The 26,216-nt window shown below is 69.9% G+C and carries 19 protein-coding genes and 3 pseudogenes; 12 read left to right on the top strand and 10 right to left on the bottom strand.

Going from position 1 to position 26,216, the window contains the following annotated elements:
• The coding region (locus AB0D04_RS36090; protein WP_362711634.1) for an ATP-binding protein at window positions 1-195 on the bottom strand (195 nt) is incomplete at its 3' end.
• Between the two features lie 257 nt (window positions 196-452).
• Here AB0D04_RS36090 and AB0D04_RS36095 point away from each other — a divergent pair.
• Both AB0D04_RS36095 and AB0D04_RS36100 read left to right on the top strand, forming a co-directional pair.
• Window positions 453-770: pseudogene (locus AB0D04_RS36095) on the top strand (SDR family oxidoreductase); the annotation flags it as partial.
• 308 nt (window positions 771-1,078) lie between these two features.
• Window positions 1,079-3,343 (top strand): serine/threonine-protein kinase, encoded by a 2,265-nt coding sequence (locus tag AB0D04_RS36100; protein WP_362711635.1) that lies wholly within the window; start codon window positions 1,079-1,081, stop codon window positions 3,341-3,343.
• Window positions 3,344-3,748: 405 nt separating this feature from the next.
• Here AB0D04_RS36100 and AB0D04_RS36105 read toward each other — a convergent pair.
• From AB0D04_RS36105 to AB0D04_RS36115, 3 genes and pseudogenes are all read right to left on the bottom strand, one after another.
• A pseudogene (locus AB0D04_RS36105) lies at window positions 3,749-3,880 on the bottom strand (flavin reductase family protein); the annotation flags it as partial.
• Window positions 3,881-4,161: 281 nt separating this feature from the next.
• Complete coding sequence (locus AB0D04_RS36110; protein ID WP_362711636.1) at window positions 4,162-5,145, bottom strand: hypothetical protein; 984 nt, start codon at window positions 5,143-5,145, stop codon at window positions 4,162-4,164.
• Window positions 5,142-6,410, bottom strand: a complete 1,269-nt coding sequence (locus AB0D04_RS36115; protein WP_362711637.1) for an MFS transporter — start codon at window positions 6,408-6,410, stop codon at window positions 5,142-5,144. Before AB0D04_RS36115 ends, AB0D04_RS36110 begins: the two co-directional genes overlap by 4 nt.
• A 392-nt stretch (window positions 6,411-6,802) precedes the next feature.
• Between AB0D04_RS36115 and AB0D04_RS36120 the strand changes: the two genes are divergently transcribed.
• Both AB0D04_RS36120 and AB0D04_RS36125 read left to right on the top strand, forming a co-directional pair.
• Window positions 6,803-7,705 carry a metallophosphoesterase gene (locus AB0D04_RS36120; protein ID WP_362711638.1) on the top strand — a complete coding sequence of 301 codons (903 nt, stop codon included), beginning with the start codon at window positions 6,803-6,805 and terminating at the stop codon, window positions 7,703-7,705.
• 264 nt (window positions 7,706-7,969) lie between these two features.
• The gene (locus AB0D04_RS36125) at window positions 7,970-8,101 is read left to right on the top strand and encodes a hypothetical protein (protein WP_362711639.1); all 132 of its coding nucleotides are present in this window, start codon (window positions 7,970-7,972) and stop codon (window positions 8,099-8,101) included.
• Between the two features lies 1 nt (window position 8,102).
• Here the strand turns inward: AB0D04_RS36125 and AB0D04_RS36130 are convergent, their stop codons facing one another.
• Window positions 8,103-10,448: a helix-turn-helix domain-containing protein gene (locus AB0D04_RS36130; RefSeq protein WP_362711640.1), complete on the bottom strand. Its 2,346-nt coding sequence runs from the start codon at window positions 10,446-10,448 to the stop codon at window positions 8,103-8,105.
• A 162-nt stretch (window positions 10,449-10,610) separates the two neighbouring features.
• On the opposite strand from AB0D04_RS36130, the gene AB0D04_RS36135 reads away from it, so the two are divergent.
• From AB0D04_RS36135 to AB0D04_RS36155, 5 genes are all read left to right on the top strand, one after another.
• Entirely contained in the window at window positions 10,611-11,678 is a 1,068-nt protein-coding gene (locus tag AB0D04_RS36135; protein ID WP_362711641.1) for a BTAD domain-containing putative transcriptional regulator, read from the top strand.
• 8 nt (window positions 11,679-11,686) lie between these two features.
• Complete coding sequence (locus AB0D04_RS36140) at window positions 11,687-12,409, top strand: DUF6585 family protein (RefSeq protein WP_362711642.1); 723 nt, start codon at window positions 11,687-11,689, stop codon at window positions 12,407-12,409.
• Between the two features lie 218 nt (window positions 12,410-12,627).
• Complete coding sequence (locus AB0D04_RS36145; RefSeq protein ID WP_362711643.1) at window positions 12,628-13,383, top strand: PE-PPE domain-containing protein; 756 nt, start codon at window positions 12,628-12,630, stop codon at window positions 13,381-13,383.
• Window positions 13,384-13,953: 570 nt separating this feature from the next.
• On the top strand, window positions 13,954-14,349 hold the full coding sequence (locus AB0D04_RS36150) for a hypothetical protein (protein ID WP_362711644.1): 396 nt from the start codon (window positions 13,954-13,956) through the stop codon (window positions 14,347-14,349).
• A gap of 18 nt (window positions 14,350-14,367) precedes the next feature.
• Window positions 14,368-15,009: a hypothetical protein gene (locus AB0D04_RS36155; protein WP_362711645.1), complete on the top strand. Its 642-nt coding sequence runs from the start codon at window positions 14,368-14,370 to the stop codon at window positions 15,007-15,009.
• 288 nt (window positions 15,010-15,297) lie between these two features.
• Here the strand turns inward: AB0D04_RS36155 and AB0D04_RS36160 are convergent, their stop codons facing one another.
• The 4 genes from AB0D04_RS36160 to AB0D04_RS36175 form a co-directional block, all read right to left on the bottom strand.
• Window positions 15,298-15,636, bottom strand: coding sequence for a thioesterase domain-containing protein (locus tag AB0D04_RS36160; RefSeq protein WP_362711646.1), 339 nt, complete (start codon window positions 15,634-15,636; stop codon window positions 15,298-15,300).
• A gap of 177 nt (window positions 15,637-15,813) precedes the next feature.
• Window positions 15,814-17,535, bottom strand: a complete 1,722-nt coding sequence (locus tag AB0D04_RS36165; protein ID WP_362711647.1) for a serine/threonine-protein kinase — start codon at window positions 17,533-17,535, stop codon at window positions 15,814-15,816.
• Window positions 17,536-18,123: 588 nt separating this feature from the next.
• Window positions 18,124-18,765: an alpha/beta hydrolase gene (locus AB0D04_RS36170; RefSeq protein WP_362711651.1), complete on the bottom strand. Its 642-nt coding sequence runs from the start codon at window positions 18,763-18,765 to the stop codon at window positions 18,124-18,126.
• Between the two features lie 656 nt (window positions 18,766-19,421).
• Complete coding sequence (locus tag AB0D04_RS36175) at window positions 19,422-20,042, bottom strand: QsdR family transcriptional regulator (RefSeq protein WP_362711648.1); 621 nt, start codon at window positions 20,040-20,042, stop codon at window positions 19,422-19,424.
• A gap of 123 nt (window positions 20,043-20,165) precedes the next feature.
• Between AB0D04_RS36175 and AB0D04_RS36180 the strand changes: the two genes are divergently transcribed.
• The 3 genes from AB0D04_RS36180 (at window position 20,166) to AB0D04_RS36190 (ending at window position 25,405) form a co-directional block, all read left to right on the top strand.
• Window positions 20,166-22,142: a GMC family oxidoreductase gene (locus AB0D04_RS36180; protein WP_362711649.1), complete on the top strand. Its 1,977-nt coding sequence runs from the start codon at window positions 20,166-20,168 to the stop codon at window positions 22,140-22,142.
• Between the two features lie 64 nt (window positions 22,143-22,206).
• Window positions 22,207-23,622 (top strand): aldehyde dehydrogenase family protein, encoded by a 1,416-nt coding sequence (locus AB0D04_RS36185; RefSeq protein ID WP_362711652.1) that lies wholly within the window; start codon window positions 22,207-22,209, stop codon window positions 23,620-23,622.
• Between the two features lie 13 nt (window positions 23,623-23,635).
• Window positions 23,636-25,405, top strand: a complete 1,770-nt coding sequence (locus AB0D04_RS36190) for a long-chain fatty acid--CoA ligase (RefSeq protein ID WP_362711650.1) — start codon at window positions 23,636-23,638, stop codon at window positions 25,403-25,405.
• Window positions 25,406-25,905: 500 nt separating this feature from the next.
• Here the strand turns inward: AB0D04_RS36190 and AB0D04_RS36195 are convergent.
• Window positions 25,906-26,077: pseudogene (locus tag AB0D04_RS36195) on the bottom strand (LLM class flavin-dependent oxidoreductase); the annotation flags it as partial.
• Window positions 26,078-26,216 lie beyond the last annotated feature (139 nt).

The following is a 26,216-nucleotide window of genomic DNA, read 5'->3' on the forward strand; positions in this document are numbered from 1 at the left end:
GGCGCCGTCCGCGGCGGCCCGGCCGAGGAACTCCTGAATCAGCCGGGTCTTGCCGACGCCGGCCTCGCCGCCCACGAAGAGGGTGCGGGGCTCCCCGGCGTGCGCCCGGGACAGGGCCTCGCCGAGGGCGGCCAGCTCGGCACTGCGGCCGACGAAGACGGGGCTTATGTGACTGCTCTGCACGGTGAGGAGCATCGCATGTCGTACAAGGTGAGGGACAGCGGTTTCGGCATCGGCTGGGGCCGCTGCAGCCGGGCGCCCAGCCACGCGACGCCCCTGCTCCGTCATACGGCGCGGACGTAGTGCTTGCGGCCGTCGGCGCCGGAGGTGCTGTCGGCCGCGGCACGGGCCGCCTTCGCGGCCTTGCTTGGCCTCACGGACCAGGCGCGCTGCGGGTCTCTGCCGGACGAGTTTCCCGGCGTCCTCGCGATAAGTGGCGACATCACACAGGAACCGTCGCTCTGCCCGAAGGTGCCGCCTACAGCGCGTCGAAGGGCGCTCTGGCCCAGCTGACCAAGGTTCTCGCAGTCGGGGGCGGGCCACTGGGATTCCGCGCCAACATCGTTGCCGCAGGCGTTATCGAGACCGATTTCCTCGACACGATCCGCTCCGACAGCCGTGCGTACCTGGCGCCCTTCGCCGACGCGCAACCCCTGGGCCGAGTGGCACAGCCCGAAGAGATCGCGGAGGTCCTGTGCTTCCTCGCCTCACCACGCTCCAGCTTCATCACAGGAGCCGTGGTCGCGGCTGACGGCGGCTTCACCGCGGTCCAGTGCCGCACCAGGCAATGTGTCTCTGGCGACCGCAAGCGGACCAAGTCCGTCGTCCGTCAGGAACTCATCGACGTCGCCTGCATCCAGCGGAACAACCCGGCCGGGCCCCGAGGCACCGATAATCGCCCACACCGCCCCGCGCGCAGACCGCCGCGGAGAAGACGCAGCACTTCGATGAGGTGCTGCAGAAACTGACGGAGCGGGAGGGATGTCAGGCACAGGCGCTGGAGCGGCTAGTTTGTGTGCAGGACTGGTACGCAGGCCCGTGGTGGCAGAGGTGCACGGGGGACGGGAGGTCGGGAAGAGTGTCGCTGCGCGAAGGTGACCCAGCCGAGATCGGCGGTTATCCACTTGAGGCCCGGCTCGGCTCGGGTGGCATGGGCACGGTCTTTCTGGCCCGTACGAGTTCAGGGCGACCTGTCGCGGTCAAACTGATCCACCAGCAGTTCGCGGCGGACGACGAGTTCCGCATCCGCTTCCGGCGGGAGGTGGCGGCGGCGAGGCGGGTGAGCGGCGCGTTCACCGCCGCCGTGGTCGACGCTGCCCCTGAGGCCGAGCAGCCGTGGATGGCGACCACCTATATCCAGGGGCACACGCTCTCCCGGCGCATCGCCACGAAGGGCCCGCTGGACGGAGCGGAGCTGAGGAGGCTCGCCATCGGGCTGGCGGAGGCGCTGCGGGACATCCACCGGGTGGGGGTCGTCCACCGTGACCTGAAGCCCTCGAACGTCGTGCTCTCGCCCGAGGGCCCACGCGTCATCGACTTCGGCATTTCGCGCGCTGTGGACCAGCAGACGCTGACGATTACAGGGCGGGTCATCGGTACGCCGCCCTTCATGTCGCCGGAGCAGTTGCAAGCACCGCGTGATGTGGGGCCGCGGTCCGATGTCTTCTCGCTGGGGACACTGGTTGCGTACGCCGCGACGGGCCACGGGCCCTTCGACGCGGACAGCCCATACATAGCTGCGTATCAGGTGGTGCACGGGGAGCCGTCGCTGGAGGACGTGCCGGTTGCCTTGCGCACGGTCGTCGAGTCGTGCCTGGCCAAGGAGCCCAACGGGCGCCCCTCATCGGACGAACTCCTCGTGCTGCTACGGGACCTGCCGGCCGACCTCGGCCAGACCGACGCGACGGGAGGTGACGCGGGCCGCACCCGCGACATGATCACCCAGCATCACTTCGCGACGCCGACCACCCCGACGCCGACCACCCCGGCGCCGACTGCCCCGACCACCACCCCGGCCGGTCCCGATACGGGGAGCGCCGACACCCCCATCGGCCGCCGAGTGCGTCGCCGATGGCGTCCCGTGTTCGCGGCCGCGGTCGCGGTCACGGTGGCAGGGATCGGTGGAGGAGTCGCCGCACTGACGGCGGGCGGCTTTGGGGGGAACAGCGGCGGCGACAAGGGCAACAGCCTTGCGGCCCCGGGTGCCGCACTTCCGGACGGCTTCAAGCCGTGGCACAAGACCGTGCCGGGCGGTCGCCCGGACATACCCGACGAGCTGCGTTGCGTCGCGCGCGGCGACGCGCTGTTCTGCGGGGGCGGCAGTGTTGTCGCGACCCGCATCAGGGCCAGGGACGGCTCGCGGGTGTGGACGGCGAAGAGCCCCGGCGTCCCCGCCAACGGCATGCACCTGGTGGGCGCCACCGACGACACGGTGCTCGGTTACCGCTTCGCCGCCCAGGACGCCCCGCAGGACCCTCCCAGCGAGGTGGTGGCCATCGACGCCAACAACGGCCGGGAGCTGTGGTCCGTGCCGTCCGGCGCCCAGTCGACGGCCGTCACGGGTCGGACTCAGGACGCCATTGTGGTCGGCTCCGACGTCGTGACGGTCGACGCTTCCAACTCCCGCTTCGAGGCCCGCAACGCGCACAGCGGTCAGGTCACATGGACGTCGCCATTCCCTGCGGGTAAGCAGTGCGCTCCCGTCCCGGTGGGCCCACAGCTCGTCGCGATGTGCGCGACGGATGCGGAGGTGGATGCCTTGGCGGTGCGCCACCCCACCCTGTACCCGGTCGACCGCGCCTCGGGGACACTGGGCAGGCCCGTCGCGGTCAACGGCCCCGCCGTGCCGATGGGCGTCGCCAACGGCAGGCTCGTACTCCTGCAAATACACATGGGAGGAACGGAGCTGGACCGCTACAACGGGGTGGCACGGGTCGATCCGGCCTCGCGGAAGGTCACGTACTCCCGACTGGCCAAGACATACGTGGGGACGCCCGGCATGGCGGACAGCACCGTCTACGTGAGCGGGCAGACCGGTCTCGTCACCGCACTCGACCCCGCGACCGGCCGGAAGAAGTGGTCGCGGCAGACTGGCGTGGAGGGCGCGTCGGGTCCTGTTGCGGGAGCCGGCGCACTGTATTTCAGCTCGGCCACCGGCCGGGTGGTCGCGCTGTCGCCGCACGATGGCAAACCCCTGTGGACAACAGATCCGCAGGCCGATGGGTTGACGGGCCAGCAGGGCGCAAGCCCACGTGTGACTCTTGCAGGGCGTGCGGTGATCGTGGCCGCGGCCAAGAACACCCTCTTCGCTTTCGACGCGCAGAAGCCGCCGAAGTCAGGTTGACCCGGGTGGCTGAACGGCAGCTGCAACATTGCCATGGAGTACCGCGGGAAACTCCGCCGCCGACACCACGTGCCAAGATCCGGGCCAGGTGCGGACCAACTCGGCTTCGCATCGGGCATTTCCACCCGTTGCCGCAGGTCAGAGTAGGGGGAGGTCGCGTACCACCAATAAACGAAGAACCTGCAGGTAGTCATCAGTGCCGACAGCTGCCTGGCGGCGGTGTGAAGAGTGCCCTACCAAATGACGGCGGGCGGTACCCAGAGCGGTGCCGACCGAAAGGAAGCCCCACGAACACCCCCGCCGGGCCATGCAGGGCCACGTTCCCCTCACTTGCCGGCTCCTTGTGACCTGCGTTGACCAGGGCTAACGTCGCCTCAGCCGATACCGCTTTCCTCAGAACTTCGCAGGTGCCAGGTTCGCCGTCCCGTCGTGGGACATGGTCGACACCCAGGCGATGGGCCGCGGCACCACCGTCGCTGTGAGCAGCTTGTAGAACTCGTTGCGGGACATAGCAGCAGGATCAAAGTCGATGCGCATGGTGATCAGTATTCACGCGGGTGGCTGCGGATCCGACAGCGGATCCACGGCTGTGGCTGCCTTGGTAACGGTCACGGTCACGGTCACGGTAACGGTCACGGTCACGGTCACGGTCACGGTCGACAGTAGTAATCGGCTGTGCGGCACCTCCGGCGATTAATCGGCATCTGCGATGCGGGGAGCTCGTCGTCCTTGTGTGGGCTGTGCCTCGTTCCTTTGGCCCGGAGACTCCGTTGCGCGCTGCGCGGTTCGTCCTCCTCCTTGAGCTTTGTGGGGTGCGGTCAACCCAGTGCGGCCGGGGACTCGGCGTGGGGCACCAGCAGGCGGGGTGTGCCGGATCCGTCAGCCGGGACGGACCAGACGTCGGGGTCGCCGCTGCTGTCTCGAACGGTGTAGCCGACGGTGGTGTTGTCCAGCCAGGCCGCCTGGTCGTCGACACTGCGGGTCTCGGCCAGCGGTGTGACCCGCATCGAGGTCAGGTCGAGCACGGACAGCCGCCAGCCGCGGGTGGGATCGCTGCCGATGGCCTCCTTGAACGCGATGCGGGTGCCGTCGGGTGACAGTGAGGGGCACTCGACGTTCTGCTTCAGGGTGCGGACGGTTCTGCGGGCGAAGTCGCCCTGGACGAGGTAACGGTGGCCCGCCGTGGACATGGTCGCGTAGAACCGGTTGTCGTCGGCGGTGAAGGTGACGCCCCAGAAGTTGAGGTCGGCGGCCCGATAGGGCCGCCCTTCTCTGGTAACCGTGAACTTCTCCAGCGTGGCGGCGACCGTCCCGGTGCGGGTGTCGAGGATGCCGGTGCGGGTGGAGAAGCCGCTGCTGGTGTAGGAGTCGCCGCCGACGAAGGTGGTCCACGCCACCATCCGGCCGCTGGCCGAGACCCGGGCCCGGTTGGGCAGACCGGGGACCCGGAACGCCCGCTTCTCGTGGAGGTCCCGGTCGAGGACGGCGACATGGTACGACCACGGGGAGTCAGGACGGACGCAGATGCCGGTGCCTGCCGCTGCGTAGACGCGCACGCACTCCAGCGGGGCAACGGCCGGCGGACCGCTCGGGTCGTCCCGGGAGACGGTGGCGAGGCGGCGGCCGCTGACCACGAGCAACCGCGGGCCAGGAGCCAGTGTCACGCGGTCCCCGGTCGTGGTGGTGGCAGCCGCGGGGCTCCGGTCGGCAGCCAGCCGGACGTAGCCGACAGCGACGGTGGCGAGGACGGCGGTGGCGGCCAGGGCCAGGACGATGCGGGTCCGTTGGGTCAAGGCGGTCAACGGGACACCTCCGGGGTGAGGGCAGCGGGCCGGCGGGCAAGCAGCACCGCGGTAGCGACCACCGCCACCACGACGCCTGCGGCGGCTACCCCGCTGGCCGTGACCGGACCCCACGCCTGCCATGCCATCCCGAACAGAACCGAGGAGACGAGATAGGCCAGCGCTTGGCCGGTCTGGATGACAGCGATGCCGGTGGTGCGCAGCCGCTCGGGCAGCAGCGGGCCGGCCAGCGCCATGAGCACGCCGTCGGTCGCGGCGTAGAAGACTCCGTAAAGGGCGAGCGTCGAGGCGATCAGTGGCCATCCGCCCAGTGGGCCGTACAGCAACAGGTAGACGGCGATCAGCGCGGTGTAGCCGCCCAGCATCACCGGCAGCCTGCCGACCCGGTCGGCCAGGGCGCCGAGAGGAGCCGCGAGCAGCAGATAGCCGAGGTTGGTGCCGACCGCGAGCAGCGGAAACCAGCTTGCGTGCAGCTCCTCGCGACACTGCAGGAGCAGATACACAAAACCGTCGCCGACGGTGGCCAGCCCGAGCAGGCAGGCGCAGAGGACGAGACGGCGGACCGGCGCGGCCCGCAGCAGCGAGAAGGCGCCGCGCGGTGAGACGGCCCCGGTCGCGGGTCGTGCCTCGCGCCGGTCGCGGACGAACAGTACGAGCAGCACGACACCGAGGACGGCCACGCAGAAGCTGGTGACGAAGACCGCGTCAAAGGACTGGGCGGTGGCGGCGAGCACGGCCAAGGCCACCAACGGGCCGAGGAAGGCGCCGAAGCTGTCCATCGCCCGGTGCACGCCGAAGGCCCGGCCCAGCGCCTTCGGCGGCGTCGACAGGGTGATCAGTGCGTCCCGGGGCGCCGTGCGCAGCCCCTTTCCGGCCCGGTCGAAGGCGATCACCAGCCCGACCGCGCCGACCGACCGACCGGCCGCGAGCAGACCGAGCTTGGCCACGGCAGAGAGCGCGTAGCCGACGCCTGCGACCGCCTTGCGGTTGCGTACCCGGTCGGCGACGTAGCCGCCGACGATCCGCAGCAGCGCCGTGGCGCCGGTGTAGACCCCGTCGATCGCCCCGTACGCCATCGGGCTCAGGTGGAGGCCGAGGACCAGGTAGAGAGGAAGGACTGCGGTCACCATCTCTGCGGAGATGTCGGTGACCAGGCTGACCGCGCCGAGCGCGAAGACGTTGGCGCCGATGGCACGCAGCCGGCGCCCGCCGGACTCGCCTGTGCTGTCGGCAGTGCTCGACCTGCCGATCGTGGACAGGTACATGCAGCCACGCACCTCCTGCGGTTTCCGCCGGACGTAGGGATGGGTCGCCGCCGCGGTGACCGCTGCCCCGGGAGCCTTCGCCTCCGGCGGCAGTCGGCCGCGATGACCGCGATGACGGTGCCCCATCGTCCGGGGCCCTTGATCCGTGAACCAGGTACGAACACAGGCGGGCAGGCTTGGAGTTGGTGAACGGCCCGTGTCGCGATGACGACTCGCCAGCACGCGTGTGCGAGAGCGAAAAAGCCTCATCTCCCGCACGCCCAACGTTCACCTGACCGCTGTGGCCGGGCGCACAGCGGAACCCTAAGTTCCTCACCGCCCCCCGCGCCGAGCCACAGCCTTCACTCGGAAGGGATCACGCCATGCGCACCCGCCACATCCGAAGAGCATCGATGGCCATCGCAGCAGCCGCAGCGAGCACGGCCGCCGTCGCCGCTCTGCTCTCGACCGCCCCCGGGGCCACCGCAGCCGCGAACAAGTCCACCTCGACCCGCACGGCGGCGCTCGCCGCCGACCCGGTGCTGGTCGGCGCCGGCGACATCGCCACCTCCGGCTCCGGCGACACCGCAACCGCCAACCTGCTGGACGGCATCCCGGGCACGGTGTTCACCGCGGGCGACAACGCCTACCCGGACGGCACCGCGTCGAACTTCACCAGCTACTACGGGCCGACATGGGGCCGGCACAAGGCCCGCACCAGCCCGTCGCCGGGCAACCACGACTACCACACGTCCGGCGCCACGGGTTACTTCAACTATTTCGGCGCCAACGCCGGCCCGTCCGGTCGGGGGTACTACTCCTACGACCTCGGCACCTGGCACGTGGTCTCGTTGGACTCCGAGATCAGCATGTCCGTCGGCTCGGCGCAGGAGCAGTGGCTGCGCTCTGACCTGGCGGCCAGCACCAAGCCGTGCACCATCGCCTACTGGCACCAGCCGCGGTTCACCTCCGGCGCCAACCACGCACCCAACACCTCGACCGGGCCGCTCGTCCAGGCGTTGTACGACAACAACGCCGAGGTCATCGCCACCGGCCACAACCACCAGTACGAGCGGTTCGCTCCCATGAACCCGAGCGGGCAGCTCGACAACGCCCGCGGCATCCGGCACTTCGTCGCCGGGATGGGCGGTGCCAGCCACTACAGCTTCGGCACCATCCTGCCCAACAGCCAAGCCCGCAACAGCGACACCTACGGCGTCCTCAAGTTCACCCTGCACGCCAACAGCTACGACTGGCAGTTCGTCCCCGAAGCGGGCAAGACCTACTCCGACAGCGGCACCACCACCTGCCACTGAGTGAGCACGCCTGAGCACGACGCGGGGCTGTCCGAGGCGTCACCGCGGACAGCCCCGCCGGCCGAGGCCCCGTTACCCGACAGCCAGAAGACTGTCCGGTCCACGACCCAGCGGTAGCGGCCCAGTCGCTGCGACGGCTCGACGCGCTTCCGAGCGATGCCGTTTCGGCGGAAAGTCCGCGGGGCCGGCGCGGAGCCGGCGCTGAAGCCGATGCCTCCGAGGGCGCGGAAGGCCGCGGACCGGCGTTTCTCGTGGACGGAATTCGTGGATTCGGTGCCGTTCCGCCGGGGGTTGCTGGGCACCGTGATCGTCGCGGTTCTTGTGACCAGGTGGAGGCTGCGCCGCCACCGCCATCTGCTGCGCCGCCGGGGGATCGGCACGGCCGCCGCCGACTGAGCTATGAGGCGCGCCTTCCGCGCGACCCGGATCGACTCCGCGTCGCCCGGTAGGCGCGGGCGAGGTGCTGTTGCAGGCGAGCGTGGCGGAACTGGTAGACCGCGCCGGCTTGGCGGAGCACGCCCCGCTGGTAGGCGTCTTCGAGGAAGGTGACGACGGGCCAGGGCAGCCGGCCGGTCAGCGGCAGCCAGATGCGCGCGAAGACCGTCCACTGACCCCAGGCGGTCAGACTGAACGCGTAACCGAGGGCGCCGCCGAGCCCACTGATGACACCGAGCTTGAGCGCGGCCGTGAGATTCCAGACGACCGGGCCCAGGAACGCCGCCACGGGCCGGATCACCACCATGGATCCGAGGCCGACCATGAGTCCGAAGGTGGGTGCCCAGACGAGGAGTTGGGTGGCGACCGTCCGGCAATTCGTGCGCAGGAGGCTGACCGGATTGACGGCGGATCGGATGTCGAGAGGGGTTTCGAAGAGGGTCAGGAGGCCCAGGGCGGGTCCGGCTCCCAGCGCGAACATCAGGCCGTAGATGATGCCGTCGCCGAGGCCGATGGCCAGGACGGTCGGGATGCTGATGTGAAACAGGACGCCGTTGAGCGCTGCGCGTACGAAGCCGTAGCCGACGCCGAACAGGAACCCGCAGAGCAACCCGATCACCAGTCGGCGGAGGGATCTCCGCCTGGTCTTCCCTTCCCTGCCGAATATCTTCATGCGCACGGCGGACGGCTCCACAACCGCGTCCTTGGCCGCGGCCAGGAACCAGTACGCGATCCCGAACAGGAGCCCGGAGAGGGGTCCCACCACCAGCCCGTCCGCGAGCTGGAATGCGAAGGAGTCGAAGAGGGCGCCGACGACACCGTCGACGAGCCCGATGGCCAGACAGATCACCAGCGCGGTCACCAGTGTGCGCGTGGTGCGGCGCAACCCGTGACCGAGCCGCCACCACTCCAGGTCGGGGGTGTCGAGCCGGGTCAGGTGGTGGGCCAGATAGCCGAGCCAGTACTGGGCGCGTTCCGGGTCGAAGGCGCGGCGCGGCCCGCTGCCGGGGCGGTGCTCGGGCCGAGGGCGGTAGACGCTGGCGGTGAAGTTGTCGAGAAGGTGGTCCTCCAGCTCCTGGGGGCGGCCGAATCGCCGGGTGTCCAGGAGCGAGGCCGGGTTGTTGTCGGGGGTGTCGCTGTAGACAGCGCGGGCGAGCGTGACCATCAGCGGAGTGGTCAGCACGGCGGCGAGGTTGGCACCGGCCTGGCTGTGCGGCCGCTCGTGCAGTTCGCTCAGCACGGGATCCCAGGCAGTCGCCGAGAGGGCCCCGTCGCGGGCCTTGCGCGTGGTGCGCGGGAGGTAGTCGGTCAGATCGCTCACAGTGAGGTCGGTCAGTTCCACCGCGGCGGCAGAGGTGAGTACGTCGGTCTCCGCCACCGCGGCGGCGTACTCGGACGGACGGCTCGTCAGCAGCAGGGGAAGAGTGGTGGCGTTGAGCGCTTCCAGCGCGGGACGGCGCAGGCCGTCGGCGATTTCGTCGAAGCCGTCCAGCACGGGGAGCACCCGGCCGGTCTCGACCAGTGCGGCGGCCAGGCTCGATCCGCCGGGTCCTGGGACAGCGAGAGCGGGGTGATCGCGCGTCAGTTGCGCGGCCAGCCAGTCCCGGAACGTCATGGCGGTCGGATCCCACGAGCCGATGCTGAAGATCACCGGTACGGCATCGGCGCGGCCCCTCGACTTCAGGTGGTCCAGGACGAGCCGCACGGCGAGGATCGTCTTCCCGGAGCCTGAGCGGCCCAGCACCACCAGCCGCCCGGACGGGATCCGCCGGTACACGCCCACGATCTCGTCGAGTTGCCCGCTCAGGTCCAACGGGCCGTGTGTACCCCCGGCGGGCAGCCGGCGGATGTTGGCCCAGTGATCGGTCAGCTCCTCGGCGACCGGTTGCCAGCGCACCGGCAGCGGGTAGGGATCGTGGACCTGCCGCTGCTCCTCCTCTCGCCGCCAGCGGGCGGCCACCGTCTGCGCGAGCTGCTCGGATACGTCGGCCAGGGTTTCGTGCAATGACCCCGGCGGGCCGCCTGCGACCGGCTCAGCGTGGGCGGTCGGGACGGTTGAGCCCTCCGGTGGGCTGCCGTCCCCGGTCCGGCGGACGGCGGCCGCCAGCAGCCCCTCGCGCTCCTCGGGGCTCAGCCCGAGCGCGTCGGCCAGTAGCCGCACCGTGGTCACTCTGGGGTCGGCGCGCTCGCCGGTCTCCAACCCGCGGATGGTGCGGACGCCCACTCCGGCGCGCTCCGCCAAGGCCTCCTGAGTCATTTCCGCCTCACGCCGCAGCCGTCTCAACAGCGCGCTGAACTCACTGGTCACAGGTCACGGCCTTCCCCCGGCAAGTCGATTTCCCCAGGTGAGGGACTCTAGCGCGGCCACCGGCCGGATACGGCCGGTCTGCTGGCCTGTCCGTTGCACGGTGCCGGGGCCAGCGTCGACGGCATCCGCCCGACCGACCACTCGACGTCAGGAGAGCCCGCGATGCCGACGACCGCGACCATCGGTCAACCGACCGTCACCACGCTCACGCACCGGGAGCGCGAGGTGCTCTACGCGGTCGGCTGTGGCCTGACAGACGCCGAGATCGCCTCCGCCCTCGCCCTCCCCGAGGACGCGGTGGACGGACATCTCGCCCGGATCCTCGCCAAGCTCGAGCTGCGCGACCGAGCCGCCGCCATAGTCCACGCCTTCGACTGCGGCCTGGTCGTTCCCCGCCAGGGCCCCCGTGAGGCGGCAAACCCGGTACCGCGAACCGTCATCCGCCGGGCACGCGAACCGCAGGTGGGGATCTCCATGCTCGGGCCGATGCAGGCATGGCGCGATGGACAGCCCGTGGACCTGGGGCATCTTCGCCAGCAAGCAGTGCTGGCAGCGCTGGCGCTGTGCCCGGACCGGACGGTCAGCCAGCAGGAACTGCTCGACGGAGTGTGGGGGATGGAGCCGCCGATCACGAACGTGGTGCCGGTGTACATCTACCGACTACGGAAGATCCTGCGCAGGGAGAACAGCACGGATTCGGTGATCCAGCGCGATCGGTGCGGCTACCGGCTGGTCCCCGGCGCGGTCGAGGTGGACGTGACGCGCATGGAGGAACTGGTCGCCGCCGCCGGGACGGCCGGGCGAGCCGGCGAACTGACCGAGGCGGTCCGGGTCTGCACCCAGGCACTGGACCTGTTCCGCGGAGAGCTGCTGGCAGGCCTGCCCGGGCCATTCGCGGAGCTGGAGCGGCTGCGGCTCACCGAGCGCCGGATCGCCCTCGTACAGCGGAAGCTGGACTGGCAGCTGCGGCTGGGCCGGCACTCCGAGGCGACCGCCGAGCTGCGAGCCCTGGCCGTGGAGCAGCCTCTGAACGAACCGGTCGCCGTGATGCTGATGCGTGCGCTGTACCGTAGCGGCCGGCAGGCCGACGCGTTGACCGTGTTCGACCGCACCCGCCGCCGTCTGGCCGACGACCTGGGGGTGCCGCCGGGCCGACTGCTGAGGCAGACGCACCAGATGATCCTGCGCGGATGCGATGCCGACCTCGGCCTCGCGCCCACCACGCCATGATCCGGCCGATGCCGCGTACGCGCGGTGAGGAGCTGCTGCTGGCGAGGATCTCCGCAGCGGCCGGCCGCGCGCACATCGGCAAGCGGCTTGCCACCTACGCGGCAGCCGCGCACAGGACTCACGCGCAGGCCGGCCCGATCCGGGGGATCCGGGTGATCCGGGGTCTGTTGGCTTTCGCCCGGTACGGCCGGCCTTCCGCGAGGAAGCCGCGCGCAGACGCGCGACTGGACCTGTACGACCACGGGATGACTGTTGCCGTCAAGGGTCGGATCCATGTCGTCCGCTACGACACCACCTCTGTGTTCCAGGAGACCACCCGGCACCCGCACGGCCCGGCCCGCGTCGGAATCACTCGCACCTACACGCTCACCGACGTCGAAGGGAAGCGAATCGTGCTGCACGGCAGGCCGGAGGACAGCGACGCGGAGGAATGGGGGCCCGAGATCCGACGGGCCGTCACCCATGCCCAGCTACCCCGGGCATGGGCCGCACTCGGCAAGGGCGAGCGACTCACCTTCGGGGACGTCTGGCTGACCCTGGAGAAGGTCGGATCTGGAGAGGTGTCCGCGCGGTGGCCGCAGGTGCAGCAGATCGAGAGGAAGAATGGGGCCATCAGGCTCAATATCGACGGGAATTGGCACAGGCTGAGGCCAACGGAGTCCAAAATCCCGAACTCCTTCGTCTTCTGCACACTCATTGAGCGCCTAAGAACAGACGGCCTGCGCTCATGACGATGAGCCGATCCCGAGAGGATTCCGCGATGGCCGCCGGCGGCCCAGCTGCCGTTCATGGCAGGCGGCGGTCGCCCAGGGGCGCACCGCCCACTGCCGGTTCGGATACGGCGCCATCAACGCATTCCTTCGTTTCATCGCCATTCCAACGGCTGTGGCTAACGTCAAGTCCGAGCACAGCAGTTGTGTCCTACCTCAGCTCGAGGAGAAGCAGAGCGATGACCTTGTCCAGCAGATGGAAGAAGGCGATGGGCGCGGCCGGTGCGGCGGCAGCCATGGTGGCCGCCAGCGCCGTCGCACCCACCGTTGCCCACGCCGATTCGGTGCATCACTACTACCTGGAGGTCGGCGGCACAGGCTCGGCGGCGGCCGCGCCCGACTGCACCTCCACCTATGCATTCGCCAACAAGCACCTCAACGGTGGTATCCCGGTGCCGGTCTGCTATCCGGCGAGCGCCGGACCCTGGCTCAACGGCCACAACGCCCCGGACGTCAACGCACCGAGCTACGACGCCAGCGTGCGCGAGGGATACCGGAACCTGCTGGCCACGGCCGAGGACACCTACCGCCGCGATCCGGGCGCCCGCTTCACGATCGTCGGCTACTCCCAAGGCGCGCAAGTGGCCGACCAGGTCCTCCAGACGATAGCCAAGGGCGACACCGACATACCCCGCTCGCAGGTGAACGGCATGCTGTACGCCGACCCCCTGCAGCCCGACACCGGCATCTGGGCCCGGGTCCCGAAGGGTTGGAGTGCCTTGGGATTCACTTCTACGGGCGCCGGCCCGGCGAAGTTCGACGGCGTCCCGGTGCAGCGCTTCTGCATCCGCACCGACCTGGCGTGCGACGCCACCTCGGTCCAGTCCATCCCCGGCTTCCTGAACCAGCACCCCAAGTACTGGCAGGACGGCAATGTCATGACGCAGACCATCGGCCACGACGGCGGTGACGGAGTCACCTGGTACGACGCCTGAGCACCCCGCCAAGCGGCCCCGTCTCGGGGGGCGCGACGCTGACGGGCCGTGCTGACACGGCTGCCGGGTCAGGCAACCGCGGGCGTTCCGAGGCCATGTGGTGTACGAGGTGCCCCTCGACCAGCCCCTCCAGGGCAGGCCCGGCGCTCAGGTGATCGCGCGGCGGATCAGCGCGGCCGTCTTCGCGTTGTTGATCGTGCATGTCCCGGGGCCGATGGAAGGTTCATCGGCCCTGGGACATGCGTGCAATGGGCGGTGGCCCCGTCATGTGAGCCGGGTATGTGCCGACCGACCAGCAGGGCAGTCGGCACCGCCTGCCGCCGTACCGGACCCGGATCCAGCGGCGTCCCACAGCAGGCCCGCCACGGGCCCGGGCGCTGCCATCCGAAGCCGTTGGGAAGAGCCTCGTTCATCTCGAAACCTCCGGTCCTGAGCGTGATCGAGATTTCATCGTCATTTCAGCGTCTCCCACGACAGTTGGCAGGCAAGGTGCCGAACAGCCGGTCGTGCCTCTGCGTCCTTCACGCGTATCCGTAGGTGCGCGTCCTCATTGAATGAACGGGTGTCCCTGTGAATGATCTTTTGCACAAGCTGGTTTCTGCCGTCATCACCGGAGCGCTGATCGCCCTGGTGGGATATCTCAGCGTGGCCGTACGCAGGCGGAGGGTCGCCCGAGAGGAGGCCGCCGCGCCGGTCCCGGTCGAAGATCGCACGCAGACCTTGCTGCGTCGGGCGCAGCAGTTGGACACCAGCCGTGACGAGCTGGCCGCTCAGGGCCAGCACACGGAAGCGCTGCGGCAGGCCAGGGAGGCCGCCGATCTCTGGCGTGAGCTCACCCGGGTCCGACCGGGGCGGTTCCCAGCGGAACGAAGGGCAGCGCTGGGGCGTCTGAGCGAACTGCTGGCGGCCACGGGGGAAGAGCACCAGGCAGCGCAAGTCCGCCAGGAAGCCGCCGGACTTTCCTGACGAAGCGAGGAGACCGCAATGCCCGCCGCGATCTGGACCGGCCGAAGCGCATATCCGGAGAAGGTTGCCGCCGACATCGGCGCAGCGCTGGAGGACGAACTTGGTCTTGCAGAATCGCCGTTGGCCGTCACCTTGCCGGCCGAGAGCACCGGCGTACCGGCCGGGAGTCTGCTCCCGCCGCGCGAGCGGTTCAGCGGAATGCCTGCGCCAACGCACTGCTTCATCTACATCGACGCCCAGGCGCCCAGACCCTTCGAACTACGTGCTTCGGTCCTGGGCGGGCGCTCGGGAATCCGTCGAAGCCTCGGACTGAGCCACCTCCTCTATGCGGTGCCCCTGGCGCCACCGGTTCCCTCACACATCGAACTGATTACGGCCGGTGGCTCCGCCCCCGCCCTCTTCGAAGGAGACCCCGCAACCGCAAACTGTCTGAACAGGGACACCGAGCTGGTCGACATGGCCCATGCCCTGACTCCTGCCACGGCCGGTACCGACCGGAACCACAGCTGGCAGGTGGCCCGACGGCTGACGATCGAACCACTCCCCCACGGTTCGGTCCTGCTCGTCCAGACCCTGCACCGTCCCACCGCCCACGCCTGGTCCCTCAGCGCCCGCACCGTGCTGGACTTCGCCGCCCGCGCCGAAACGGCGCTCGGGTAGCGCAGCCTGTCCAGGGCCTGCGCCCCGGGACGAGCTCCCGCGACCGCTGGGTGTGGTGCACGTGCGGGAGGGCAAGTCTCCGACGTCTGCGATCGACGACCCGGTGACAGCGAAAGATGCCGCTACCGGTCGTGGCTGCGGTGGGTCCGACTGCCCGTCGGTGATTCGCCGCGCGGCCGGTTCTTCACCGCAGGCGGTCGGTGATGTCGGCGAGCGGTTCGCGTTCGCGCGGCACGAGAGAGAAGTGGTCGCCCGGGAACGAACGGACGTCGAATGCGCCGGGGGCGGTCAGCTCGGACCAGGTGTGTGCGTCCTCGAGGGCGCAGTGGGGGTCGTCGTCACCGGTGTAGGCCGTGATCGGCGCCGTACGCGGCCTGGGTGCTGGGGACGGTGGTTCTCGATGGGCCGGTAGTCGGTGCGCAGTACCGGGAGCGGCAGTTCGCGCAGTTCGGGGATGTCGCAGGCCTCCGCGTCGAGGTTGCCGAGCCGCCGGACTTCGGCGATCAGCGTCTCGTCGTCGCTCTTGTGCAGTTCCGCGTACTGGGCCCGGTGCGGGGCGGCGTGTCCGGAGACCAGCAGCCCGCCGGTGACCCCATCGCTGCCGCACGACCTCCGCCCGCTGCCCATCCGAGTCCGCCCACGACCTGGCGAGACCACAGACTCATGCATCAGCCGCCTCGCCCGCCGTGGGTGAACCAGGCCGGCGTGCGCTACCAGCAGGTGCTCGCCGCGGGTAGCACGCGCCCGCCTGTCGCCACGCGAAGCCGCTTGATGGTCATGTCACGCCGGGCCCGCTCGGCGTGGTTACTTCGACACCGGCTTCCACAGGGTGACAAGGCCCTTGTACTGGGGGAGGGTGGCTACCCCCGATTTCGTGGCAGTCCCGTCCTGGCCGCCGGAGGCTTCGGTGATCTTGAACAGCGCCAGATTGCCGTTGCTCGTGACCGTACAGAGCAGATCGCCCTGGGAAATTCGTTTGCGGCCACCGAGTTCCCTGGCCTGCCAGGCGTGCGGAATCGGATTGCTCTTGGGTGCTGTTGAGCACTCCTGAGGCGTGACGCCGAGGCTCTTGCCGAACGTGGTACGGAAGAGGATCTCGGAGGACCACATGGTGATCTCGCTGTTACTGGTGGAGACTTGCTTCGCCTCCGGCGCGTTCTTGTCGTTGACCGCGACATCGAGGTCGGTATTGCTGAATCCGTGGAGCGAGGACGGATATCCGAGGGAGATCGGCTTGTCCTCGAACGCCAGCCGGTAGCCGGCCTGTACGGGGGCGTCCGCCTCGTTCGAGGGCCCACTGCCCGCGTGGTCCCTGGTCTTGGTGGAAGCGTGTTTGCCGGCGCTGTCGTCACCGCCTGGGATGACGGTCCAGACCACCCCTGCCGTGGCGACCAGCGCGAGTACGGCGCCGCCGATGATCAGTTGACGGCGTCGCGGGCTGGAGGCGACGGCCCCCGGCGCCGACGAGTGCGGCCTGGGCGTCTGCGGCGGCGCGGCCGCCTCAGTAGGAGCGGCGTACGCGGGTGTGGGCGTGGTGGCCGGAGCCCCGCCGATGGCCTGGGTGGGCGTGCGGACGGGCGAGGGGGCAGGGGCGGCCGGCTGCGGAGGGCGCCGGGATGCCTCCTCCCGGCCGGCGATCTCCGCGGCGAGCGGTGCGGGCAGCCAGCCGGCGAAGTCGCGCCGCTGCCGCCCCAAGGCCTGTTCACACCAATCCGCGAGAGCGGCGGGGCCCGGCCGCTGCGCCGGGTCGGGAGCCAGACAGCGCGCCAGAACCTCCCGCAGGGCATCCGGGTACCCGCTCAGGTCCGGCGGCCGCTGGTCGGTGTTGGCGATGGTGGCGGCGATGGAAATGCCGGAGCCGTCCCCGTACGGGTGGCGGCCGGTGGCCACCACGGCGGCGATCAGGCCGAGGGCGAAGATGTCGGTGGCTCCGGTGACGGCCTTGCCCAGCGCGTGTTCCGGCGACATGTACTGCGGGGTGCCGATGAAACCACCGGTCTGGGTGAGCTGGGTGGCGTCGGTGGCACGGGCGATACCGAAGTCGATCACCCAGGGGCCCTTGGAACTGAGCAGGATATTGCTGGGCTTGAGGTCCCGGTGGATCACCGAGGCCGCATGCACCGAACTCAGCGCCTGCGCCGTGCAACTGATGAGCTGGAAGGTGGCGGAGAGTGGGAGCGGGCCGAACCGGGCCAGCGCCTCGTCCAGGGGCAGGCCGGGGACGTAGGAGGTGGCGATCCACGGCTGCTCGCCGTTCATGTCGTGGTCGAGGACCGGCACGATGTGGTATCCGGAAACCTGGCTCGCGGCCTGCACCTCACGCTCGAAGCGGGCCCGGAAATCGGCATTCTGCGCGAACTCGCGGCGGATGACCTTCAGTGCGACCGGCTGGTTGCCTCGGGTCTGCGAAAGGTAGACGGCCCCCATTCCGCCCTCTCCGACCTTCGCGAGCAACCGGTATCCGGAGACCTCCTGCGGGTCCTCCGGCCCCAACGGGATCAACAGACTCTCGTCGATGCTTGGCACAGCTCTCCCTCGTTGGCCATCAGTCCAAGCGATGCTACATATTGGGGTGTGCACGTCAGGGAAGGGCGGCGTGCGAGCGCCTTTGACCGTGGCGCCGCCCCACGCGACCGCAACGGGTCGCACGCCACGCGAACGCACCCGTAGTGCCCGCCCCTTGAGGGTAGGTGCGACCGGCTCGGCCTCGACGCTCCATGCTCTTGTGCTCCCTCCGCACAGTGCGCTTGTCACGGGCCGGCCGGAACCGCCGACCGCCGGACCGGCACAGCGTAAGCTCCCGAAGATCACAGCCGTACGACCACCGGCCAAGACGTGGAAGCGACCAGCCCGGATGGCCCACAACCCTTGCCAAGAAGGTGAGTTGAGCGTTGTTCAACTCGTGGGGAAGACCGGCGGAGCAGTCTTCTGGGCCGCTATCGAGATCTGGTGTTTTCTGGTTGGCGGAGCCGGCTACACACAGAGATGGCACGGCAATGCATCCACAGGCCGACGCATCACGGCACGAGGGGCCGGATCACGCCCTTCGCAGGAAATGGGCTGCGCAGAACGATGCGCATCTCTTACCCCCCGGTCTGCGTCGTCAGCAGCGTGCTACCCGGCTGCCGTTTCGTGGAGACGGCGCTTGAGCTCGGCGCACAGTTCGCCGATGGCCGCGTCGGCGGCGGGACTGGCGGGGAACATGTTCAGGAAGCCGTGGATCAGCCCGTCGTCATTGCGTGTGAACACCTCGACACCGGCGTCATGGAGTGCCACGGCATAGGCCTGACCCTCGTCCCGGAGCGGATCGTACTGAGCCGTGGCGATGATGGCGGGGGCGAGCCCGGCGAGACGGCCGGCGCGCAGCGGCGAGACCTGAGCGGAGGACCGGGCTGCGGGGTCGTCGCCGGCGTAGAGGTGCTGGATGTCCACGATGCTCTCGGTGGTGAGCAAGTACCCCTTGGCGTTCTCGGCATGTGAGGGGTACTGCCCGTCGAAGTCGGTCGGCGGATAGGCCAGCAGCTGGGCGGCGAGCGGGCGGTCCTCCTCGCGGAAGGTCTGGGCTACCACGGCGGCCAGGTTGGCGCCGGCGCTGTCCCCGGCCACCGCGAGGCGGTCGCGCCGCGCCCCGTAGTCGTCGATGCGGTCGGCGACGTGACGGGTCACGGCCGGGCAGTCCTCGTAGGGGGCGGGGAAGGGGTGCTCCGGGGACCTGCGGTAGTGGACGGCGCCCAGACGGCATCGACGTCGCGACAGAGCCGGCGTGTGACGAGGTCAGGGCTGTCGAGGTCTCCGGTGATCCAGCCGCCGCCGTGGAAGAAGACCACCGTGGGGGCGGGCCCGTCCGTGGCCGGTCGGTAGATCCGCACGGGGACGCCTCCGGCCGGGCCCGGAACGGTGGTGTCCCGTACGGAGCCGACCTCGATCGGGCGGGGGCGGCCACGGCGCGCAACTGCCGTTCCGACTCCCGCGGTAGTTCGGGGTCCGTCGTGCGGATGGGCGGGGCGGCGAAGGCGTTGAGCTGGTCGAGAATGGCAGCGATCTGCGTGTCGAGGGGCATGGGCCTGGCACCCCTTCTGCGGTGTGGGAAGCGGTGGGGTCGGATGAGGGCGCGGGGCAGCGGTGATCATTCCTCGGAGGCGAGGGCGTCACGGCGATGACCTCGGGGTGGCGGCCGGCAGGAGACCACGGAAGTCTCGGCACCGGGCAGGGCCTGGAGGTCCCCCGGAGACGGGGCGGGCCGCAGTCGTGGGTGTCATCCCGGCGCCGATGAAGCCGGTGGGCGATCCCGTTGACGGCCTCGTCGGTCCTCTTGGCGGTCTCGTCGGCCGTCTCGCGTTCGCCCGCGGCGTTCCGGGGGCGGAGGGCGAGTGGATGCGCTCCCTCATCACGACACCGTGAAGGCGGATGGATCAGCGCAGGAGTGCGGCGACGGCGGATGCCGGCTTGGTCGCATCGGGCTGATCGCCGGTGATCAGGTCCGCGTAGACGAACGATTCGCCGATGCGGGTGATGACGTAGGCGAGATCGGGGAGGGCCATCGGCGGATCGAGAGCGCCACGGTCCACCTCCTCCTGCAGCAACTGTTGGATCTTCGCGACGATGCGCTGCTGTACGACGCTGGCCTTGGTGGTCATCAGCCTGAGTGCGGCCTCGGGCTCGCGCGAGACGAACGTATGGAAGTAGTCGGTCTCGATGATGCCGCGCGTGAAGGACTCGACGACGGCGGCGATACGGGCGCCCCCGCGACCGGGAGCAGCAGCTGCCGCCTCCTCCAGGGCGGGCTCGGTGAATGACCAGATCACCTCGGCGATCAGCTGGTCCCTATTGCCCACCCAGCGGAAGAGGGTGGCCCGGCTGACGCCGAGCTCGGCGGCAACGTCCTGCATATCGATCCGCCGGCCCGCCAGATACCGCTGCCGTGCGAGTTCGAAGGCGTCCAGCGGACTGCGGCGCGGCACCCTTCCCGCCGCCAAGTGCCGCGTCAACGGCGTTTCGGCCACCATCACCGCGCTCGACCTCCCTGTAGACACCCGAGACGATCATACAGCCACCTCCTGAAAGAAACACTTCCAGAAGTGTTGCAGAAAACGGCAATCCCTGAAACGGTCGATGTGAGACGTTCTTAGAATCGTTGCACCCTAGGAGGACCGGGCATGACCACTGGACTGAGCGAGTCCCAGCGGACCGTCCTGCGAGTCGTATGCGACACCGTCGTGCCGCGCATCGATCGCACCGAGGATCCCGACGGCTTCTGGGCACGCACCGCCTCCGACCTGGGCGTCGATGCCGCACTCGAAGGGATCGTCGGCACGATGCCGGCGGAGCGCCGTGCGGGGCTGATCCAGCTCCTCGACGGCCTGGCCGCGCAGGACATCACCCGGGCTTCGCAGGCCTCCCGGGAGCAGATCCTGCGCACCGCGTCGTTGCTCGGTTCGCAGGCCGCGTCCGGGATCAGCGGGCTGGTGGGCGCGGTGCTCTTCCTCGCCTACGGCGACGCAGACCTGCGGACCGGGCGGAATCCGAACTGGCGGGTCTTCGGGTACCCCGGCCCGGCCAGTAGCCCGCCCGCGGCCCTGAGGCCGATCCGCCCCCGTGTGCCGGACCGGGACGAGGTCACTTATGCGGCCGACGTGTGCGTGGTCGGCACGGGCGCGGGCGGCGGGGTGATCGCCGGTGAGCTCGCCCGCCGAGGGCTGAAAGTCGTCATATTGGAGGCCGCCGGGCAGTACGACGAGGCCGACTTCGACCAGCTGGAACTCCGTGCGTACCGGAACCTGTACTGGCGCGGCGGCCCCCAGGCCACCGCCGACGGCAACGTCGCGATCCAGGCCGGGGCCTGTCTCGGCGGCGGCACGACGGTCAACTGGACGAACTGCCTGCGCACCCATCCGTGGGTGCGCGAGGAGTGGGAGACGCTCGGCCTGCACGGGCTGGCGGGGCCCGATTTCGACGCTCACCTGGACGCGGTACTGACCCGTATCTCGGCAACCGACCGCTGCTCGGACCTCAACGGGCCCCAGCAGCGGATGCAGGAGGGCGCGGAACGGCTCGGCTGGTCCTTCACGACAGTGGTGCGCAACGCCGACCCGGACCGCTACGATCCGCGCACCGCGGGGTACCTGGGGTTCGGCGACCAGTCCGGATCGAAGCAGGGAACGCTCAAGACCTATCTGCAGGACGCGTACCGGGACGGCGCCGACCTGCTGGTGCACTGCCGCGCCGACCGGGTGCGCGTCGAGCACGGCCGGGCCGCCGGCGTGGAGGCCACCTGGTCCGACCCGGCGACCGGCCGCAGCGCGAAGGTCACCGTACGTGCCGGGCACGTCGTCGTGGCAGGTGGGGCGCTGGAGTCTCCCGCCCTGCTGCTCCGCTCCGGAATCGGCGGCCCGTCCGTCGGGAAGCACCTGCGGCTGCACCCGTCCACCGCGGTCTTCGGGGTCTACGGCGAGGACCAGAAGGCGTGGTGGGGGGCTCCGCACGCGGGGCTGTGCGACGAGTTCGCCGACGTCGAGTCGGGCCATGGGTTCCTGATCGAGGGTGCCCAGTACGCCCCGGGGCTCATCGGCTCGGCGCTCCCCTTCGCGAGCGGCGCCGAGCACAAGCGGCTGATGGCCAAGGTCCGCTACGGCGCCACCTTCATCGGGCTGCTGCGCGACCGGGGTCATGGCCGCGTGACTGTGGACGCCGCCGGCGAACCGGTGGTGACCTACGAGCTGACCGACCCGCTCGACGTGCGCCTCTCGTACCGGGCGATCGAGGCACAGGCCCGCCTGCACGAGGCCGCCGGGGCCCGCGAGATCCATGTCCTCGGCACGGGTGCGCCGCACTGGCGGGCCGGTGACGACCTGGACAGCCATCTGCGCCGGGTGCGGCGGCTCCCGCTCGGTGCGGGCGGGCTGCGGCTGTTCAGCGCACACCAGACCGGCAGCTGCCGGATGGGGCCGGATCCCCGGACCAGCGTCGCGGGGCCGTACGGCGAGCTGCACGACACGCCCGGCGTGTGGATCGGTGACGGCAGTGCCTTCCCCACCGCGGCCGGCACCAACCCGATGGTCACGATCATGGCGCTGGCCCGGCGCACCGCCGGGGCGATTGCCGACGGCGCGGTCCGCCCGTCCCTGCGCGCCTGAGCGAGGAGGAGACCCCATGCAGGACGAAGCGATCGAGGAGATCCAGATGGCGCACGTCGGCGGAATGTCCGTCCAGGACCGGCACTACATCGCGGGCGCGTGGACGCAGCCGGCCGGCCCCGGAGCGATCGATGTGGTCGACCCGGCCACCGAGCAAGTGATCGCCCGCATCCCGGCGGGCACCGCCTCCGATGTGGACCGTGCGGTGACGGCGGCCCGGCGGGCCTTCGAAACCTGGTCCGCCACCCCTGTCGAGGAAAGATCCCGCTGTCTGCAGGCCATCGCCGACGGGCTGGCGGCCCGTGCCGACGAGATCGCCTCGCTGATCAGCCGCGAGGTGGGCATGCCGCTCGCCCATTCCCGCATGATCCAGGCCGGCCTGCCGGTCATCGATTTCGGTTCGATGCCGGGCCTGTTGCGGAGCTATGCGTTCGAGGAAGAGATCGGCAACTCGCTGGTCGTCCGCGAGCCGGTCGGCGTGGTCGGCGCGATCACCCCGTGGAACTATCCGCTGCACCAGATCGCGGGCAAGGTCGCGCCGGCCCTCGCCGCCGGTTGCACGGTGGTGCTCAAGCCGAGCGAGGTCGCCCCGCTGACGGCCTACCTCCTCGCCGAGATCACCGAGCAGGCCGGTCTGCCTGCCGGGGTGTTCAACGTGGTCACCGGCACCGGCCCGGTCGTCGGGGAGGCGCTCGCCGGACATCCCGGTGTGGACATGGTGTCGTTCACCGGCTCCACCGCCGCCGGGCGGCGGGTGAGCGAAGTGGCCGCGCGGACGGTCAAGCGGGTGTCGCTGGAGCTCGGCGGCAAGTCGGCGAACATCATCCTCGACGACGCCGACCTGCAGACGGCGGTGGCACACGGCCTGAGCAAGTGCTTCATCAACTCCGGTCAGACCTGTATCGCACTGACCCGGATGCTGGTGCCCCGGTCCCGGCTCGCCGAGGCCGAGCGGATCGTGGCGGACGCCGCGGCCGCGTACACCGTCGGGGACCCGTTCAGTGAGCATACGGCCCTCGGCCCGGTGGTCTCGCGGACCCAGCTGGAGCGCGTACGCGGCTTCATCGAGACCGGCATCGCCGAGGGGGCGAAGCTGGTGGCCGGCGGACCGGACCCGCTGCCGTTCCCGCATGGGTACTTCGTCCACCCCACCGTGTTCTCCCAGGTCACACCAAACATGACCATTGCCCGGGAGGAGATCTTCGGGCCGGTGCTGGCGATCCTGCCCTACGACAACGAAGACGAGGCCGTCCGGATCGCGAACGACTCGATGTACGGCCTGTCAGGCGCGGTGTGGTCGGCCGACCCGGCACGCGCCACGCGCCTGGCCCGCCGCCTGCGTACCGGGCAAGTGGACATCAACGGCGCCGCCTTCAACCCCCTCGCCCCGTTCGGCGGCTACAAGCAGTCCGGTAACGGCCGCGAGTTCGGCAGATACGGCCTCGAAGAGTTCCTCGAAACCAAGGCGATCCAGCTCTGAGCGGAGAACGCACATGCACAGCACGTCCATACCTTCCAAAACGGTCGCCACACTCGCCTTCGCCGCCGCCGAGCGGTTCGGCGACGCCCCGGCACAGCGGTTCCATCGTGACGGCCGCTGGGAAGACCTGACCTACGCCGAACTGGGCAAGACCGCCGGGGAGATCGGGCTCGGACTCGCCCGACTCGGCGTCCAGCCAGGGGACCGGGTCTGCGTACTCGCCGACACCCGCCCCGAGTTCGCCCAGGTGCAGTTCGGCATCGCCGCGGCCGGCGCCGTCGTGGTACCGATTTACCCCTCCAGCTCGCCGGAAGAATGCGCATGGGTGCTCGGCGACTCCGGTGCCACCGCGGTCATCTGCGAGAACACCGACCAGCTGGCGAAGATCGAGCAGATCCGTGACCGGGTCCCCGGGCTGCGGCACACCCTGCTCATCGACCCGGCGCACGGCACAGCGACGCCCCCCTCCCTCGACGCGCTGCGCCGCGACGGCCGAGCCGGCGAGCCGGCCGAACTACGCAGGCGTATCGGGGCGGTGCGCACCGGCGACCCCGCCGTCATCATCTACACCTCCGGAACGACGGGCCGGCCAAAGGGCTGCGTGCTCACCCACCGCAACCTCATGGCGAGTTGCCGGGTCACCGAGCACCTGCGGGTGGTCGGCCCGGACGACGTCGCATACCTCTTCCTGCCGCTGGCGCACGTGTTCGCCCAGGTCGTCCTGCTCGGTATGACCGGCGCCGGCGGGGTGGTGGTGTTCTCCAGCGGGGGCGCTTCCTCGATCGTGTCCGACTGCGCGGAGGTCGCACCCACATTCCTGCCGTCGGTGCCACGCGTCTACGAGAAGATCCACGCCCGGTTCACCGCGCAGGAGCCGCCCGTCCAGCTCGACCAGGATGTGATGACCGGGTTGGCCGTACGCCGGCTGGAGGCCGAGGGACGACCGGTACCCGCCGAACTGCGCAGTCCCTTCGAGCGGGCCGAGAAGCAGCTGTTCGCCCGGGTCCGGGCGGTGTTCGGGGGTCGGCTGCGGATGGCGATCTCGGGTGCCGCGCCGATCGCACCGGACGTCCTGCGGTTCTTCCATGCCGCCGGCGTCCCGGTGTGCGAGGGATACGGCCTCAGCGAGTCCACCTCACTCGGCACGCTCAACCCTCCGCACGCCGCCAGGATCGGCACCATTGGGCTCCCCGTCCCCGGCTGCGAGGTCCGCCTCGCCGAGGACGGCGAGATTCTCCTGCGCGGCCCGCACGTCTTCGCCGGCTACTGGAACAACGCGCAGGCCACCGCCGAGGCGCTCGACGGAGATTGGCTGCGGACCGGTGACCTCGGCGCGGTGGACGACGAGTACGTCACCATCACCGGGCGTAAGAAGGACATCATCATCACCGCGGGCGGCAAGAACATCACCCCGGTGAACCTGGAGCACGACCTGCGCCGATCCCCGTTCATCTCCCACGCCGTGATGTACGGCGACCGGCGGCCCTACCCGGTTGCGCTCCTCACGCTCGACGCCGAACAGATCCTCCCCTGGGCCCAGGTCCATGGGCTCCCCCACGCCGACATCGACGCCCTGGCCGCACACCCGCAGGTCCTTGAACTCGTCCACGGGCTGGTCGACCAGGCCAACAGCCGGTACGCACGGGTGTCCCAGATCAAGAAGTTCGCGATTCTCGGCCATGACTTCTCCGAGGAGACCGGGGAGCTCACGCCGACGCTGAAGGTCAGGCGCCAGGCCGTCCACGAGAAGTACGCCCATGTCTTCGACGCGCTGTACATCTAGGGCCTGTCCGATGGGTCATGGCCGGGCCCTTGCGTGCCGTAGTCACCGTCCATGTGCGTCGGACATCGGTGAGGTTCGCGGTTACCGACTCCACTTGGTGGGCGTCGCGCAGGCGGCCTGCGACGGTGCCCCGCAACCAGAAAAGGAATGCGGCAGGAAGACCGTACGGCCTGCGGTACAAGTGGGCCACCATGACCCTGGACCACGGTGTGCTTGTCCCACGAGGTGTCGCGATGAAGGGGGCACAGCTCCTTCCAGATCATGGTGGACCGGTACGTCACCTCACCTTCGACGGCAGTGACCCTGCCCGGGGCGACCTTTAGGGTGCGCCCACTCAGCGCAGCCCACCTGAGCCAGCACTGGCGCTGGACGGCGCTGGGCCAGGCCGGGAGGTGGAGGTAGCCGACGCCGCCGGTGCCGCTGACGACCCTTCCGTCGGCGTTCTTGCGCGTGGTCCGCAACCAGATGGCATAGCTGGGAGCTCCCACCTCGGGTGGGTGGTCGAGGGAGGCGAACTTCCGGCGTGTGGAAGGGGTCGTCGAAGGTGGTGGAGACGGTGGCGATCGGGCCGATGCGCTCGGTCACCGCCGCCAGGGCGGACAGGAGCGTGAGCCGTTCGAAGCCGCCGAGCGCGTTGTATGTGACCTTGCCCCACAGGGCCAGGCCGTCGGCGACGGGTTCGACAACAGTCGAGGGGGCACGAGCGGGTCGCAGCTGCGCCGCTCCATTACTGCGAAGGCTCCGATCAGGAGCAGACCGGCCACGGCGCTGATCAAAATTCCGGAGGAATTACAGAACAGCGGAGGCCAGA

It is taken from the genome of Streptomyces sp. NPDC048483, from assembly GCF_040651455.1.
In the GTDB taxonomy this organism is placed as follows: Bacteria; Actinomycetota; Actinomycetes; order Streptomycetales; family Streptomycetaceae; genus Streptomyces.